We start from the raw sequence: 15,679 nt of genomic DNA, 5'->3' as shown, positions 1-15,679 counted from the left end.
CATTCATGTTTACGCGCAAGGATCGGGTCCGCCGACCAGGGACTCAGCGCGTCACGAGATGACAGGGAATGTCAGGGCAGGCGCCAGTCGACTGGGTCGCCGCCCAACTCGGCCAGTAGTTCGTTGGCCCGACTGAACGGCCGCGACCCGAAGAAGCCCCGGGATGCCGACAACGGAGACGGATGCACCGATTCGATGGTCCGGCACCGATCGCCGGTCAGCATCGGTTTGAGGGTCTGCGCATCGCGACCCCACAACACCGCCACAAGTGGCTGCGGCCGCACCACGAGCGCCCGGATCGCACATTCCGTGACGGCCTCCCAGCCCTTGCCCCGGTGCGATGCCGGGTTGCCCGGCCGAACCGTCAGCACCCTGTTGAGCATCATCACGCCCTGCTTCGACCACGGGCTCAGGTCCCCGCAACCAGGCTTGTCGTAGCCCAGGTCGGCAGACAGTTCGGTGAAGATGTTGTCGAGGCTGCGTGGCAGAGGGCGCACATCGGGAGCCACCGAGAAACTCAGCCCCACCGCGTGCCCCGGCGTCGGGTACGGATCCTGGCCGACGATGAGCACCCGCACCTGATCGAACGGGAAGGTGAAGGCCCGCAACACATTCTCACCGGCCGGCAGGTAGCCGCGGCCGGCCGCGTTCTCGGCTCGCAGGAACTCGCCCATAGCGGTCACCTGGGCGGCGACGGGCTCGAGCACCCGCGCCCAGTCGGGGTCGACCAATTCGTGCAGGGGTCGGGCAGTCACGCAAGTACCTTACTGACCGAATGATTCCCAGCCGCGGACTCCATGCCACGACGCACCGTCGACCGTCACCGTGGACTCTCCTTCAGCCACCGTTCCGATGGCTCGCCAACCGGGCGGCAAGGCACCGCCGAACGTCGCGACCAACGCATGGTCTTCGCCACCGCCCAGCACCCAGCCGCGAGGGTCACCGCCCACCCGCTCAGCGGCAGCAGACAGCGCGGCCACATCGTCGGCGAGCAGCGCGCTCGACAGGTCGATGGTCACCTCGGACGCCCGGGCCAGGTGCCCAAGATCGGCGAGCAGGCCGTCGGAAACATCGGTCATCGCGGTGGCACCCGCAACCGCGGCGGCCAGCCCTTGACCGTAGGGCACTTCAGGTACCAGATGCTGGCGACGCAACTCGTCGAACTCACCAATACCCTTGTGCCACAAGCTGTATCCCGCTGCCGACCGACCCAGGTAACCGATGACCGCGACGGTGTCACCCGGCCGGGCTCCGGACAGCCGGACCGGCGGACGGCCGGACAGATCGCCGAGCACCGTCACCGAAACCACCCACTGCGGGGCGGCCACCAGGTCGCCGCCGGCGATCCCGGCACCGAACCGCGACGCCTCGGCCCACATCCCGTCGAACAACTCGCTCGCCGCGACCGCTGAGGTGCCGGCCGGAGCCCCGAAACCCACCACGAACGCGGTCGGGCGGGCGCCCATCGCCTCGATATCGGCGGCGTTCTGTGCAATTGCCTTGCGACCCACGTCATCTGGTGTCGACCAGTCGAGCCGGAAATGCCGACGTTCGACCAGCATGTCGGTGGACACCACGACGCGACCGTCGGGTGCGGCGACTACTGCCGCGTCGTCGCCGGGGCCGAGCATCACAGCGGCGGGCCGGCTGCGCCCGGCCACCAACCGCTCGATCACCGCGAACTCACCGACCCCGGCCAACGTCTCCCCGGCGTCCGTCATAGTCTGCAAGTCTAAAGTTTCTGCCATGTCCGAACCCGACGGCCCGCCTCGCGCCGCGATCATCGCGGCCGTGGTGTTGACGGTCGTGGTGATCGTCGGAGTGCTGATCTTCGTGGCCATGCGGCAGGCCGAGCCACCCGTCGCGCAGGTTGCGATCGCCGCGGCCCCTGCGCCGCTGGCCGACAGCCAGCAGTGCCACACCCTGGTGAACGCGCTGCCTGACAGCATGGGCGATTTTCGCCGGGCCACGCCGGTCGCCCCAGCCCCGGCCGGTACCGCAGCCTGGACCGGCGCCTCCGGCACCGATCCGGTGATCCTGCGCTGCGGCGTCGAGCGTCCGGCGGATTTCGTGGTGGGCACGCCACTTCAGGTAGTCGACGAAGTGTCATGGTTCGAAGCCCGCGGCGACGGCGCCAGCACCTGGTACGCGGTCGATCATGGCGCTGCAGGTAATTATGTGGCACTGACCCTGCCGCAGGGTTCCGGCCCAACGCCGATCCAGACGGTGTCCGAGCTGATCGCCAAGCTCATGCCGGCCCGCCCGCTGGACCCGGCGCCCGCGCGCTGAGCACTCAGCGCAGGCCGGTCCCCCGGGCCACCGCGGTGTCCACCATGACGCTGAGCAGCGTCGAGTAATCGATCCCGCTGGCTGCCCACATCTGCGGGTACATCGAAATGGTGGTGAACCCCGGCATGGTGTTGATCTCGTTGATCACCGGACCGTTGTCGGTCAGGAAGAAGTCGACCCGCGCCAAGCCCTGGCAGTCCAGCGCCTTGAATGCCCGGATCGCCAATTGCCGTATTTCGTCGGCGGTTTCGTCGTCGACCTTGGCGGGCACGTCAAGCTCGGCGGCGTCCTCCAAGTACTTGGTGGCGAAGTCGTAGAACCCGTCTTCGCGACCACCGACACCGGCCACCCGGATTTCGCCGAGCGTGCTCGCCTCCACCCGCCCGTCCGGGTATTCCAGTACGCCGCACTCCAATTCACGGCCAGGCATGGCGGCTTCCACGATGACTTTGGGGTCGTGGCGCCGGGCGTAGGCGATGGCCTGGTCCAGGTCGTCCCATGAGACGACGCGGCTGACGCCGATGGACGAGCCGCCGCGCGCAGGTTTGACGAACACCGGCAGGCCCAGGCGCTCCCGGCCGTCAAGGCTCAGCGTGGCCTCGCGCGGCCGCAGCACCACCTGATCGCCGATCGGCAGCCCCTCGGCAGCCAGCAGCTTCTTGGTGAACTCCTTGTCCATGCCCGCCGCACTGGCCAACACCCCGGCTCCGACGTAGGGCACCCCGGCCAGCTCCAGCAGGCCCTGGATGGTGCCGTCCTCGCCGTACGGTCCGTGCAGCACCGGGAACACCACGTCGACGGCAGTCAATACCTGCGCGGCGTCCTGCTGCAGCGACAGCAACTCGCCGCGGCGGTTCGGGTCGGCGGCCAGGGCCAGCACGGTCCCGGAATCGGCGGTGACCTGCGGCAGCTGCCCGTCGGTGATGGCCAGCTGATCGGGGCGGCCGTCACCGAGCACCCACGAACCCTCAGGTGTGATGCCGACGGCGACGACCTCGTAGCGGTCCGGATCCAGGTTGCGCAGGATGCTTCCAGCCGAGACGCAGGAGATGGCGTGCTCCGAGCTGCGTCCGCCGTAGACCACGGCAACGCGGGTCCGGCCGGCGGCGGCAGGGGCATGAGGGGCTGTCACAACCTAGAGAGGCTACCGGCCAGTGCGCCACGGGTGACGGTGTGTCCTAACCGAGCGCGGTTTCGATATCGGCCAGCAGATCGTCGGTGTCCTCGATGCCCAGCGAGATGCGGGCGAACCCTTCTGGAACGGGATCGCCCCATCGGGCCCGGCGGTCAACCGAGGTGTGGATCCCGCCGAAACTGGTGGCAGCAACCATCAGTTGGCTGCCCCGAACCAGGCTGTGCACCGCGGCAGCGTCGGCCAGCTCGATCGACACCAGGCCGCCGAACCGCTTCATCTGGTCGCGAGCGACGTCGTGTGCCGGGTCCGTGGGCAAACCCGGGTAGCGGACAGACCGGACAGCGGGATGCCCGGCGAGCATCAGAGCCACCGCCATGGCGTTCTGGCATTGCCGTTCGAAACGCAGACCGGCGGTGCCGAGGCTGCGCAGGGACAGCCAGGCCTCGAAATGTCCGAGTACCGCGCCGGCCAGCAGTCGGTCCCGTTCGATTGCGGCCATCAGTTCGGGATTACAGCCGGCGACGTAACCGGCCAGCAGGTCACTGTGACCGGACAGTGCCTTGGTCGCGCTGGCGACGACCAGGTCCGCGCCCAGAGACAGCGGACGCTGTCCGAGCGGGGTGGCAGCGGTGTTATCCACTACCAGCGTGGCGCCGCGGGCCCGGCACCCGGTGGACAAGTGGTGCAGATCGACCACATCCAGGGTGGGGTTCACCGGGGATTCCGCGAGCACGACGTCGGCGTGGGCGGCGGTGGCACAGATTTCGGCGGCGGGTGCCTCTATCACCGTGACACCTTGAACGGCAAGGTATTCCGCTGCATACCGACGCACCTGGTAGTAGCCGTCAGCCGGAATCACCAGGGTGGTGCCGGGTCTGGCCAGGATGCGCAGCACCGAGGAGATCGCCGCCATCCCCGAGGAGAAGGTCAACGCAGACGTCGCACCCTCCAACTCGGCCAGCGCCGACTCCAGTTGGCGCCACGTGGGATTGGAGTTTCGGCCGTAGAAATCCAGTGGCTCGGAGTGGTCCTCGGACAGGTGGTAGGCCGCCACCGGAACCGGCGGCGGCGCCACGGGTTCGCCCGGGATGTTTTGTGTTGCAGTGGCTTTGACACTGCGAGTGGAATCTCCGAAGGTTCCGTCCATGATGTGCCGTCCCGGCTATTCCGGCTTGGTGCTGCGACCGAACAGCAGGGCGAAGGCCTGGTCGACCGATAATCCCTTGTGGCACACCTGATACACCGCATCGGTCAACGGCATCTCGACGTCGTAGCTCTCGGCCAGTGCCAGCACCGACTGGCACGAGGTTACGCCCTCGGCGACGTGGCCACCGGCCGCGGCCAACGCCGATTCCATGGTGCCGCCGCGCGCCAGGCGCTCGCCGAACGTCCGGTTGCGCGAATGTCCCGAGGTGCAGGTGGCGACCAGGTCACCGACGCCGGCCAGCCCGGACAGCGTCACCCCTTTGGCGCCCAGGGCGATGCCGAGGCGCATGATCTCGGCCAGGCCGCGCGTGATGATCGCCGCGGCGGTGTTCTCACCGAAGCCCACCCCGCTGGCCATGCCACAGGCCAGCGCGATGACGTTCTTGCAGGCACCGCCGATTTCGGCGCCTATGACGTCAGAGTTGGTGTACGGCCGGAAGTAGCCGGTGGCCAACGCCCGCTGCAACGCCACCGCACGGCCCGAATCGCTGCACGCCACAACGGTGGCCGCCGGCTGTTCATCGACCACTTCACTGGCCAGGTTGGGCCCGCTGAGCACCGCGACGCGGGACGGATCGGCGCCGGTCACCTGGATGATCACCTGGCTCATGCGCAGCAGCGTGTCGAGTTCGATGCCTTTGGCGACGCTGACCAGCGTGGTGTCCGAACCGAGCAGACCGGTCCATTGCGAAAGGTTGGTGCGCAGCGTCTGCGACGGCACGGCCAGCAGCACGGTGCATGCACCAGCCAGCGCCTCTGTCGGGTCCGAGGTGGCGCGGATCGAAGCAGGCAATGACCGGGCCCCCAGGTACCGCGAATTGCGGTGGGTGTGGTTGATCTCCTTCGCCACATCAGAACTGCGGGCCCACAAAGTCACGTTATTGCCCGCATCTGCCAGTACTTTCGCCAGCGCCGTACCCCAGGCGCCAGCCCCCATCACCGCTGCGTCCACCACGCACATCACCCTAGCCGGGGCGACGATCAAGCGGAGTGGAGCGCAGGCCATTTGGGCTCGCCCGACGTGGCTTTTGGCAGTATGGCGGTCATGAGCCGCTATCCCGGCCCGGGTCCCGTGCCGGCCGACACCTCGGATGTCGGGTTGATCATCGCGGTAAAGCGGTTGGCAGCGGCCAAGACGCGACTGGCGCCGGAGTTCGCAGACGGAGTCCGGGAACAGGTGGTACTGGCCATGCTGATCGACACCATCACCGCCGCACTGTCGGTTACGGCAGTGCGTTCGGTCACAGTGGTGACCCCCGACGAGGGAGCTGCCGAAGCCGTGCGAGCGCTAGGCGCGGATGTGTTGTTCGACCCGACGCCCGCGGGGCACCCCGACCCGCTGAACCACGCGATCGGCAGTGCCGAGCGCGCGATCGCCGATCGGGTGTCGAATATCGCTGTGCTGCAAGGCGATTTGCCCGCATTACGAACCGAAGAGCTGACGGCGGCGATCGGAGCAGCCCGCCAATACCCGCGCAGCTTCATCGCCGACCGGCATCGCACCGGCACCGCGGCACTGTTGGCGTTCGGAACCGCCTTGGGCCCACTGTTCGGTTCCGGTTCCGCACGCCGCCACGCCGATTCAGGAGCGGTCGAGCTCACCGGGGATTGGCCGGGACTTCGGTGCGACATCGACACACCCGATGACCTGGCGACCGCGCGCCGGTTGGGAATGGGCGCCGCGACTACCCAGATCATCGGCCGGACGCCGTGACCGGATTGCCGCGGCGCTGGATTGCACCCTGTCGATAAGGAAAGATCGTTCCGGTGACCGAATCCGACACCCGCCTCGCAGACAACGAACGGACTACCGGTGACACCGAGCCGGAAGCTCTACCCGCAGCGACCGCGGATCCGACAGATGGCGCACTGCCCGAGGACCGCTACCTCAATCGCGAACTGAGCTGGCTGGACTTCAATGCCCGGGTGCTCGCGCTCGCGGCCGACCGGTCGCTGCCGCTGCTCGAGCAGGCAAAGTTCCTGGCGATCTTCGCATCGAATCTCGATGAGTTCTACATGGTTCGCGTGGCCGGGCTGAAGCGGCGTGACGAGACCGGTCTGTCTGTGCGGTCGGCCGACGGCCTGTCGCCGCGCGAGCAGCTGCGTCGCATTGGAGAGCTCACCCAGCAGATCGCCACCCGACAGGCGACGCTGTTCGACGACGTGGTGCGCCCGGCGCTGGCCGAAGAAGGCATCACCATCGTGAACTGGCACGAGCTGGGTGAAGCCGAACAGGCCAGACTGTCCATCTACTTCCATGATCAGGTGTTCCCGGTACTGACGCCGCTGGCGGTCGACCCGGCGCACCCGTTCCCGTTCGTCAGCGGACTGAGCCTCAACCTCGCCATCACAGTCCGCAACCCCGAGGACGGCACCCGGCACTTCGCCCGAATCAAGGTGCCCGACAACGTCGACCGCTACGTCGAACTGGACGAACCCGACTCCGGCGTCGACGGCGCCAAGCGCCGGGTCCGGTTCCTGCCCATGGAGGAACTGATCGCGGCGTTCCTGCCGGTGCTGTTCCCGGGTCTGGAGATCGTCGAGCATCACGCGTTCCGGATCACCCGCAACGCCGATTTCGAGGTCGAGGAGGACCGCGACGAGGATCTGCTGCAGGCCCTCGAACGCGAGTTGGCGCGCCGCAGATTCGGTTCACCGGTGCGCCTGGAAGTCGCCACCGACATGACCGAGAACATGCTCGAGTTGTTGTTGCGCGAGTTGGACGTCAATCCCGGTGACGTGATCCAGGTGCCAGGACTGCTCGACCTTTCGTCACTGTGGCAGATCTACGGCGTGGACCGACCGGACCTGAAGGACCGTCCGTTCGTACCGGCCACTCCCCCGGCGTTCGGTGAGCGCGAGACTCCCAAGAGCATCTTCTCGACGCTGCACGACGGCGACGTCCTGGTGCACCACCCTTACGACGCGTTCTCGACGACAGTGCAGCGCTTCATCGAACAGGCTGCCGCCGATCCGAATGTGTTGGCCATCAAGCAGACCCTGTACCGCACCTCGGGTGATTCGCCGATCGTCAACGCGCTGATCGACGCCGCCGAGGCCGGCAAGCAGGTGGTGGCGCTGGTGGAGATCAAGGCCCGCTTCGACGAGCAGGCCAACATCAAGTGGGCCCGCAAGCTGGAGCAGGCCGGCGTGCACGTGGTGTACGGACTGATTGGTCTCAAGACGCACTGCAAGACCGCGCTGGTGGTTCGCCGCGAAGGCTCCGCCATCCGTCGCTACTGCCACATCGGGACCGGCAACTACAACCCGAAAACCGCACGGCTCTACGAGGATGTGGGCCTGCTGACCGCGTCACCCGACATCGGTGCAGACCTGACTGACCTGTTCAACTCACTCACCGGTTACTCGCGCAAGGTGGCCTACCGCAATCTGCTGGTGGCCCCGCACAGCGTGCGACGCGGCATCATCGAGCGCATCGAGCGCGAGATCGAGGCCAAGCGCAGTGGTGCCGATGCCCGCATCCGCATGAAGATGAACGCGCTGGTAGACGAGCAGGTCATCGACGCCTTGTACCGCGCATCGCAAGCCGGCGTGCGCGTAGAGGTTGTGGTGCGCGGCATCTGCGCGCTGAAACCCGGCGTCGAAGGCTTCTCCGAGAACATCGTGGTGCGCTCGATTCTCGGCCGCTTCCTTGAGCATTCACGGATCATTCACTTCAACGCCATCAATGAATTCTGGATCGGCAGCGCCGACATGATGCATCGTAATCTCGACCGTCGAGTCGAGGTGATGGCACAGGTGAAGGATCCCAGGCTGACCGACCAACTCAACGACGTCTTCGAGTCAGCGCTGGATCCGGCGACTCGGTGCTGGGAGCTCCGCCCCGATGGGCACTGGGCCGCCCGACCGCGAGCAGGCGAAACCGTGCGAGATCACCAGGTGTCGATGATGGAACGGCACCGCACGCCCTGACACCCGGCCGCAACATTCACGGGCACAACCACATCCAGGAGCACAGGTGTCGAAGAAGACGTCCGGCAACGCACGCGCGACTCCGGTGCTGGCCGCCGGTGCGGTGCTGTGGTGCACCGACCAATCGAATGCCGACGAGCCGCTGATAGCGGTGGTGCACCGGCCTCGGTACGACGACTGGTCGCTACCCAAGGGCAAGGTGGATCCCGGTGAGACCGAACCGGTTACGGCCGTGCGCGAACTTCTCGAGGAGACGGGCCAAACCGCGGTGCTGGGTCGGCGCCTGGCCACGGTCAGCTATCCGCTGGAACAAGCGACCAAGCAGGTCCGCTACTGGGCGGCCCGCAGCACCGGTGGCGAATTCACGCCGAATTCCGAGGTCGACGAGCTGCAGTGGCTACCGGTGGCCAAGGCCATGAAACGACTGCAGTACCCGCACGACCGGAAAGTTCTGCGGCGCTTCACCCGTCGCCCCGCCGCAACCCACACCGTGTTGGTGGTCCGGCACGCCTCGGCCGGCCGTAAGGCCCGTTACAAGGGTGACGACCGGCTCCGGCCGCTCGACAAACGCGGTCGGGCCCAGGCGGAGTCGCTCGTCGGCCCGTTACTGGCCTTCGGCGCCGACGCGGTGTACGCCGCCCCGCGGGTGCGCTGCCATCAGACCATCGAGCCACTCGCCGAGGAACTCGGAGTGCTGATCCATGACGAGCCGACGCTGACCGAGGAAGCCCACGCCCTCGATCGAGATGCCGCCCGGCAGCGGGTGCTGGAGATTGCCACGACATCAGACGCGGTGTCACCGGTGATCTGCACTCAGGGGAAGGTGATCCCCGATCTGATCGCGTGGTGGTGCGAACGTGACCGGGTCCGCCCCGACAAGTCGCGTAATCGCAAGGGCAGCATGTGGGTTCTGTCACTGGCCGGCGGGACCCTGGTGGCTGCCGATCACATCGGCAGCCCGCTGCCGGTCAAGCACTAGACCGCAGGCGGTCCACACGCAGGCACGCCGTGGATCACTGATCCACGGCGTGCCCGAGTCGGACCTATTGGTTACGGCTTACTTGCGGCCCCGCTGGGCGGGAGCCTTCTTGGCCGGAGCCTTCTTTGCGGGAGCTGCCTTCTTGACCGCAGCCTTCTTGACCGCAGCCTTCACAGCAGCCTTCTTGACCACAGCCTTGGTGGCGGCCTTCTTGACCACGGCCTTCTTGACCGCAGCCTTGGTGGCGGCCTTCTTGACCACAGCCTTGGTGGCGGCCTTCTTGACCACGGCCTTCTTGACCGCAGCCTTGGTGGCGGCCTTCTTGACCACAGCCTTGGTGGCGGCCTTCTTGACCACAGCCTTCTTGACGGCGGCGCGCTTGACCGGGGCGGCGGTCGCGCCACGCTTCACCGCGGGCCCATCAGCCGAAAGGCGCTGCGCACCAGAGACAACGGCCTTGAACTGAGCACCCGGGCGGAACGCCGGAACCGACGTCGGCTTCACCTTGACGGTCTCCCCGGTACGCGGGTTGCGCGCCACGCGGGCGGCACGGCGGCGCTGTTCGAAGACGCCGAAGCCTGTGATGGTGACGCTCTCGCCCTTGTGCACGGCACGAACGATGGTGTCCACGATGTGCTCGACGGCGGCGGTGGCCTGTCGACGATCGGTGCCCAACTTGTCCGTGAGGGCGTCGATGAGTTCTGCTTTGTTCATCCAAAACCTCCGAATTCAGTGGCCCTGGGTGGACCGACTAATGCACACGGTAATCCCACCACCCCGCAATTTCCAAGAACCACGCCCAATTTCGGGCATAGCTAGGCCCTGCCGCGGCAATCCGGTTGGCCCACTTGGGAGCTGGTTCGTAGGTTCTAGAACCCGGTTGCGGGGGTAGGGATTCGGGCCCCAACTGGGCTCAAATGAGCTGCAGAACAGCTTTGTCAGGCTGGCAGCGTCCGCGGTTTGAAGGCCGGACGGGTCGCCTCGAATGCTTCAATTTCCGAGAGTTTCCGCAGCGTAAGGCCTATATCGTCGAGTCCCTCGAGCAACCGCCACGCGGTGTAATCGTCAATCCTGAACGGCAACACCGTGGTTCCCGCGGTCAAATTCCGATCTTGAAGATTCACAGTGATTTCCAGTCCCGGATGCTGCTCGATCAGCTTCCAAAGCAGTTCGACATCGTCCTGAGAAACTTCTGCGGCGAGAAGTCCCGCCTTGCCCGCATTGCCGCGAAAAATATCGGCGAAACGCGACGAGATCACGACCCGGAAGCCGTAATCCATCAATGCCCAGACCGCGTGCTCGCGAGATGAGCCGGTGCCGAAATCGGGTCCGGCGACCAATACCGAGCCTTTGTCGAACGGCGGCAGATTGAGAATGAACGACGGATCGGTTCGCCAGGACGCGAACAGACCGTCCTCGAAACCCGTTCGGGTGACGCGCTTCAGGTACACCGCCGGGATGATCTGGTCGGTGTCGACATTGGACCGACGCAGCGGAACGCCGATCCCGGTGTGGGTGTGGAAAGAATCCATGATGATGCGCTCCTAGCTCAGAACAGGGCTCAAGTCGGAGGGTGAGGACAGGGTTCCGCGCACCGCGGTGGCGGCGGCGACGGCGGGCGAGACCAGGTGGGTACGACTGCCCTTGCCTTGGCGGCCCTCGAAATTACGGTTGGACGTCGAGGCGCTGCGTTCGCCCGGCGCCAGTTGATCGGGGTTCATCCCCAGACACATCGAGCAACCGGCCTGACGCCACTCCGCGCCGGCAGCGGTGAAAACCTCGCCCAGCCCTTCTGATTCGGCCTGGGCACGCACCGCCATGGAGCCGGGCACGATCAGCATCCGGAGGCCCTCCGCGACCTTGCGGCCGCGCAGCACGTCGGCCACCACACGCAGATCTTCGATGCGGCCGTTGGTGCACGAGCCCACGAAGACGGTGTCGACGGCGATCTCACGCATCGGTGTTCCGGCCCGAAGGTCCATGTAGGCCAACGCCTTTTCGGCCGCCTGGCGCTCGCCCTCATCGAAGATCAGTTCGGGGTCAGGCACGTTGCCGCCCAGCGGCACACCCTGGCCGGGGTTGGTGCCCCACGTGACGAACGGGCTCAAATCGGCCGCATCGAGGAACACCTCGGTGTCGAATTCGGCGCCCTCGTCGGTGCGCAGCGCGCTCCAGGCCGCCACGGCCGCATCCCATTCCGCGCCCTGCGGGGCGTGCGGACGGCCCTTCAGGTAGTCGAACGTGGTCTGGTCGGGAGCCACCATGCCGGCCCGGGCGCCGGCTTCGATGCTCATGTTGCAGATGGTCATCCGGCCTTCCATCGACAGCGATTCGATGACACTGCCGCGGTATTCGATGACGTGACCCTGTCCGCCGCCGGTGCCGATCTTGGCGATGACGGCCAAGATGATGTCCTTGGCGCTGACGCCTGCGGGCAGCACACCGTCGACGTTGACCGCCATGGTCTTGAACGGCTTGAGCGGCAGCGTCTGGGTGGCCAGCACGTGCTCGACCTCCGAGGTGCCGATACCCATCGCAATGGCGCCGAACGCGCCGTGGGTGGACGTGTGGCTGTCGCCGCACACCACCGTCATGCCGGGCTGGGTCAGGCCCAGCTGCGGGCCGATGATGTGCACGATGCCCTGCTGGGAGTCGCCCATCGGGAACAGTCGTACCCCGAATTCCTCGCAGTTGCGCCGGAGCGTCTCAACCTGAGTGCGCGACACCGGATCTGCGATCGGTTTGTCGATGTCGATTGTCGGGACGTTGTGGTCCTCAGTGGCGATGGTCAGGTCTGGGCGGCGAACCGGCCGCCCGGCCATCCGCAGACCGTCGAACGCCTGCGGGCTGGTGACCTCGTGCACCAGATGCAGGTCGATGTAGATCAAGTCGGGTTCGCGGGCCGCGCCCTCACCGGCGCCTTGGACCACAACGTGGTCGGCCCAGACCTTTTCGGCCATCGTGCGGGCCGCACCATCGGGCGCAGTGCGTGGCTTGTTTGTCATGACGCTCAGGTTTTCCTTCCACGAGCTTTCGCACGTTTCGCTGGGAGATATCACCGATTCTCCGCGCCGGGGCTGTCCGCGGGGTTTCTTTTCGCATCTCACTATTCGAGACGTTAGTATCTCCTTGTGAGACAGGATAGCGGCATCGGCGTCCTCGACAAAGCGGTGGGTGTGCTGCATTCAGTGGCTGAGTCACCGTGCGGGCTGGCCGAACTCTGTGAACGCACCGGGCTCCCGCGGGCCACCGCACACCGACTGGCCGCAGGCCTGGAGGTGCACCGGCTATTGGCCCGCGACAACGAAGGCCGGTGGCGACTGGGACCCGCGCTGACCGAACTAGCCGGCCAGGTCAACGATCCACTGCTGATCGCAGCTGCAGCAGTGCTGCCCCGGTTGCGTGAGATCACCGGAGAAAGCGTGCAGCTCTATCGTCGCGAAGGCATGTCGCGGGTGTGCGTGATGGCGCTTGAGCCGCCCGCCGGACTGCGGGACACCGTGCCGGTCGGGACGCGGCTGCCGATGACCGCGGGTTCAGGGGCCAAGGTGCTGCTGGCGTTCAGCGACAACGCAACCCAGGAGGCCGCGCTGCCCAACGCGAAGTTCACCGACCGAACGCTGGCCGAGGTGCGCCGACGCGGCTGGGCGCAGAGCGCCGCCGAACGCGAGCCCGGGGTCGCCAGCGTCTCGGCGCCGGTGCGCGACAGCCGTGGCGCGGTGGTCGCAGCGGTGTCGGTATCCGGGCCCATCGACCGCATGGGCCGACGTCCCGGCGTACGGTGGGCCAGCGACCTACTCGCTGCCGCCGAGGCTCTGACGAAGCGGTTGTAACTCTCAGAAGAAGTCGTACGAATCGCGGGACAGCCGGAACCCGCGATTGGTCGTGGTGTCAACGCACCGGACCCCGTCTTGGCCACTGGCACAGTCGAACGGCCCGACGGCGGTGTGACTGCCATACGGCAGCGTGAAGGCGGTGTAATCCTCCGAATCGGAGATGCACCGGAAATGGGGCATACCCCCGAGGCTCAAGTCTGCGCTATGGGCCCAGGCTCCGTTGCAGTCGGCGGGCCGCGGCGGCGGGGCGAAGGTGATGTCTTTCACATCGCACCGGACCGACGGAGTGGGCCAGTTGTTGGAAATTGCGCAGGCGATGTTGCCTGACGGGGATGCGAAATCCCCCACAGCATAGGTATCGGCATCTGCCGGCCACGAAATAGCCATCCCGGCCGCAAAACCGACAACCCCCAGCAACGCACCGCGCACCATCGAATGCTTGGAGAATTTCACCTGAAAAGAATAAATAACGGGACCCCGTACTGGGACCCCGTTACCAATTTCTGTACCCCCGATGGGATTCGAACCCACGCTACCGCCGTGAGAGGGCGGCGTCCTAGGCCGCTAGACGACGGGGGCTAGAACTTCCGGAGCGTCAGCATAGCTCAGGTGAGCTTTGCCGACCTAATCGCTCCGGCAGCTGGGGTACCAGGACTCGAACCTAGAATGAGGGAATCAGAATCCCTAGTGTTGCCAATTACACCATACCCCATTGAATGCCGATCACCGCAGGTCAGGGGCATTCTTTGACCTGATCCGCTCGGCGGGGAAGAACCGCGCTTCGCTTTTCGGGCCGACGAGAAGACTACCAAACATTTCGGGGTGCTTTTACCAACCGCCCCGTCACAGCACCGCCCGCGCAGCGCGCAGCCGGTCCAGACTGCGCTGTGCGCCGAGCAGTTCCATCGACTCGAACAGTGGCGGACTGATGGCCGCGCCGGTGACCGCGACACGGATGGGTCCGAAGGCCTTGCGGGGCTTGAGCTCCAAACCGTCCAGCAGCGACGCCTTGAGCGCAGCTTCGATGTTGGCGGTGTTCCACTCCCCGACTGCTTCCAGGGCGCTCAGCGCGGCGTCCAGCACCGGCGCCGCGTCCTCCTTGAGTTCCTTGGCCGCGGACTTCTCGTCGATGACGTAGGCGTCGTCGTTGAAGAACTTCAGCAAGTCCCAGGCGTCGCCGAGCACCACAATGCGGGTCTGGATCAGCGCGGCCGCCTCCGCGAACCCCTTGTCGTCCAATGTGGTGTCGTGGCCATGCTGATCCAGGTACGCCCGCAGCCGGGCGGCGAAATCCTCAGAGGCCAGCCGTCGGATGTGCTCGGCGTTGATGGCATCGGCCTTCTTCTGGTCAAAGCGCGCCGGATTCGAGTTGACGTTGGCTACATCGAAGGTAGCCACCATCTCGTCGAGGCTGAAGATGTCGTTGTCTTCGGCGATACCCCAGCCCAGCAGTGCCAGGTAGTTCAGTAGACCCTCTGGGATGAAGCCGCGGTCGCGGTGCAGGAACAGGTTGGACTGTGGATCGCGCTTGGACAGCTTCTTGTTGCCGTCGCCCAGAACACTGGGCAGATGGGCGAATTGGGGCACCGCATCTGCCACGCCGATGCGAATCAGGGCCTGGTACAACGCAATCTGCCGAGGCGTCGAGGGCAGCAGGTCCTCGCCGCGCAGCACATGCGTGATCTTCATCAACGCATCATCGACCGGATTGACCAAGGTGTACAACGGATCTCCGCTGGCGCGGGTGATCGCGAAGTCCGGGACCACCCCGGCGGCGAAGGTGGTCTCGCCCCGTACCAGGTCGGTCCAGCTGATGTCTTCGTCAGGCATCCGCACGCGCAGCACCGGCTTTCGGCCCCCGGCCTCGAATGCCGCCTGCTGCTCGTCGGTGAGGTCGCGGTCGTAGTTGTCGTAGCCGAGTTTGGGATTGCGGCCCGCCGCGATGTGCCGCGCCTCAACCTCTTCAGGAGTGGAGTAGGCCGGGTAAACCTCGCCCGCAGCAAGCAGTTTGGCGATGACGTCGCGGTACAGGTCACTACGCTGCGACTGCCGGTACGGCTCGTAAGGACCGCCGACCTCAGGGCCCTCATCCCAATTCAGGCCGAGCCAGCGCAGCGCGTCCAGAATGGCGTTGTAGCTCTCTTCGCTGTCGCGGGCCGCGTCGGTGTCCTCGATGCGGAAGACGAAGTCGCCGCCGGTGTGGCGGGCGTAGGCCCAGTTGAACAGCGCGGTGCGGACCAGGCCGACGTGCGGGGTGCCGGTCGGCGACGGGCAGAAGCGAACCCGGACAGGTGTAGTCAC

The 15,679-nt window shown here is 66.2% G+C and carries 15 protein-coding genes and 2 tRNA genes; 5 read left to right on the top strand and 12 right to left on the bottom strand.

All coding sequences use genetic code 11. The annotated features are described in order from the left end of the window. Window positions 1-71: 71 nt before the first annotated feature. Both M2432_RS02990 and M2432_RS02985 read right to left on the bottom strand, forming a co-directional pair. A complete protein-coding gene (locus M2432_RS02990) occupies window positions 72-755 on the bottom strand; it encodes a uracil-DNA glycosylase (protein ID WP_280825237.1) in 684 nt (227 codons plus the stop codon). Between the two features lie 9 nt (window positions 756-764). Then, window positions 765-1,721 carry a thiamine-phosphate kinase gene (locus M2432_RS02985; RefSeq protein WP_280825236.1) on the bottom strand — a complete coding sequence of 319 codons (957 nt, stop codon included), beginning with the start codon at window positions 1,719-1,721 and terminating at the stop codon, window positions 765-767. A gap of 25 nt (window positions 1,722-1,746) precedes the next feature. Here M2432_RS02985 and M2432_RS02980 point away from each other — a divergent pair, with 25 nt between their 5' ends. Further along, on the top strand, window positions 1,747-2,289 hold the full coding sequence (locus M2432_RS02980) for a DUF3515 domain-containing protein (protein WP_280825235.1): 543 nt from the start codon (window positions 1,747-1,749) through the stop codon (window positions 2,287-2,289). Between the two features lie 4 nt (window positions 2,290-2,293). Here M2432_RS02980 and M2432_RS02975 read toward each other — a convergent pair whose 3' ends face one another. Genes M2432_RS02975 through M2432_RS02965 form a run of 3 tightly spaced genes read right to left on the bottom strand, consistent with a single transcriptional unit; the run spans window position 2,294 to window position 5,585 of the window. Further along, a complete protein-coding gene (locus M2432_RS02975) occupies window positions 2,294-3,421 on the bottom strand; it encodes a D-alanine--D-alanine ligase family protein (protein WP_280825234.1) in 1,128 nt (375 codons plus the stop codon). A gap of 46 nt (window positions 3,422-3,467) precedes the next feature. After that, window positions 3,468-4,571, bottom strand: a complete 1,104-nt coding sequence (locus M2432_RS02970; protein ID WP_280825233.1) for a cystathionine gamma-lyase — start codon at window positions 4,569-4,571, stop codon at window positions 3,468-3,470. A 15-nt stretch (window positions 4,572-4,586) separates the two neighbouring features. Next, window positions 4,587-5,585, bottom strand: a complete 999-nt coding sequence (locus M2432_RS02965) for an NAD(P)H-dependent glycerol-3-phosphate dehydrogenase (RefSeq protein ID WP_280825232.1) — start codon at window positions 5,583-5,585, stop codon at window positions 4,587-4,589. Between the two features lie 90 nt (window positions 5,586-5,675). Between M2432_RS02965 and cofC the strand changes: the two genes are divergently transcribed. From cofC to M2432_RS02950, 3 genes are read left to right on the top strand one after another with little or no spacing between them, the layout of a single operon-like run. Beyond that, the gene (cofC, locus tag M2432_RS02960) at window positions 5,676-6,344 is read left to right on the top strand and encodes a 2-phospho-L-lactate guanylyltransferase (protein ID WP_280825231.1); all 669 of its coding nucleotides are present in this window, start codon (window positions 5,676-5,678) and stop codon (window positions 6,342-6,344) included. A gap of 53 nt (window positions 6,345-6,397) precedes the next feature. After that, entirely contained in the window at window positions 6,398-8,563 is a 2,166-nt protein-coding gene (locus M2432_RS02955; protein ID WP_280825230.1) for an RNA degradosome polyphosphate kinase, read from the top strand. Between the two features lie 46 nt (window positions 8,564-8,609). Beyond that, on the top strand, window positions 8,610-9,542 hold the full coding sequence (locus M2432_RS02950; RefSeq protein WP_280825229.1) for an NUDIX hydrolase: 933 nt from the start codon (window positions 8,610-8,612) through the stop codon (window positions 9,540-9,542). A gap of 78 nt (window positions 9,543-9,620) precedes the next feature. Here M2432_RS02950 and M2432_RS02945 read toward each other — a convergent pair whose 3' ends face one another. The 3 genes from M2432_RS02945 to leuC form a co-directional block, all read right to left on the bottom strand. Then, entirely contained in the window at window positions 9,621-10,256 is a 636-nt protein-coding gene (locus tag M2432_RS02945; RefSeq protein WP_280825228.1) for an HU family DNA-binding protein, read from the bottom strand. Window positions 10,257-10,480: 224 nt separating this feature from the next. Continuing rightward, the gene (leuD, locus tag M2432_RS02940; RefSeq protein ID WP_280825227.1) at window positions 10,481-11,074 is read right to left on the bottom strand and encodes a 3-isopropylmalate dehydratase small subunit; all 594 of its coding nucleotides are present in this window, start codon (window positions 11,072-11,074) and stop codon (window positions 10,481-10,483) included. A 12-nt stretch (window positions 11,075-11,086) separates the two neighbouring features. Then, entirely contained in the window at window positions 11,087-12,547 is a 1,461-nt protein-coding gene (leuC, locus tag M2432_RS02935) for a 3-isopropylmalate dehydratase large subunit (RefSeq protein ID WP_280825226.1), read from the bottom strand. A gap of 126 nt (window positions 12,548-12,673) precedes the next feature. Between leuC and M2432_RS02930 the strand changes: the two genes are divergently transcribed. Beyond that, window positions 12,674-13,375, top strand: coding sequence for an IclR family transcriptional regulator (locus M2432_RS02930; RefSeq protein ID WP_280825225.1), 702 nt, complete (start codon window positions 12,674-12,676; stop codon window positions 13,373-13,375). A 3-nt stretch (window positions 13,376-13,378) separates the two neighbouring features. On the opposite strand, the gene M2432_RS02925 is transcribed toward M2432_RS02930, so the two are convergent. From M2432_RS02925 to gltX, 4 genes are all read right to left on the bottom strand, one after another. Further along, complete coding sequence (locus M2432_RS02925) at window positions 13,379-13,831, bottom strand: DUF6636 domain-containing protein (protein WP_280825224.1); 453 nt, start codon at window positions 13,829-13,831, stop codon at window positions 13,379-13,381. A gap of 53 nt (window positions 13,832-13,884) precedes the next feature. Beyond that, a tRNA-Glu gene (locus M2432_RS02920) sits at window positions 13,885-13,957 on the bottom strand. Between the two features lie 61 nt (window positions 13,958-14,018). Next, a tRNA-Gln gene (locus M2432_RS02915) sits at window positions 14,019-14,090 on the bottom strand. A 131-nt stretch (window positions 14,091-14,221) separates the two neighbouring features. Continuing rightward, on the bottom strand, window positions 14,222-15,679 hold the full coding sequence (gltX, locus tag M2432_RS02910; RefSeq protein ID WP_280825223.1) for a glutamate--tRNA ligase: 1,458 nt from the start codon (window positions 15,677-15,679) through the stop codon (window positions 14,222-14,224).

This window comes from Mycobacterium sp. OTB74, from assembly GCF_029892685.1.
In the GTDB taxonomy this organism is placed as follows: domain Bacteria; phylum Actinomycetota; class Actinomycetes; order Mycobacteriales; family Mycobacteriaceae; genus Mycobacterium.
The sequence above is the reverse complement of the archived record's forward strand: the minus strand, read 5'-3'. Positions and strand labels throughout refer to the sequence as shown.

Coding starts and splice junctions, on each gene's coding strand:
- M2432_RS02980 (WP_280825235.1), top strand. CDS start 1,747: ATGTCCGAACCCGACGGCCCGCCTCGCGCCGCGATCATCGCGGCCGTG.
- M2432_RS02945 (WP_280825228.1), bottom strand. CDS start 10,256: ATGAACAAAGCAGAACTCATCGACGCCCTCACGGACAAGTTGGGCACC.
- M2432_RS02985 (WP_280825236.1), bottom strand. CDS start 1,721: ATGACGGACGCCGGGGAGACGTTGGCCGGGGTCGGTGAGTTCGCGGTG.
- cofC (WP_280825231.1), top strand. CDS start 5,676: ATGAGCCGCTATCCCGGCCCGGGTCCCGTGCCGGCCGACACCTCGGAT.
- M2432_RS02970 (WP_280825233.1), bottom strand. CDS start 4,571: ATGGACGGAACCTTCGGAGATTCCACTCGCAGTGTCAAAGCCACTGCA.
- leuC (WP_280825226.1), bottom strand. CDS start 12,547: ATGACAAACAAGCCACGCACTGCGCCCGATGGTGCGGCCCGCACGATG.
- leuD (WP_280825227.1), bottom strand. CDS start 11,074: ATGGATTCTTTCCACACCCACACCGGGATCGGCGTTCCGCTGCGTCGG.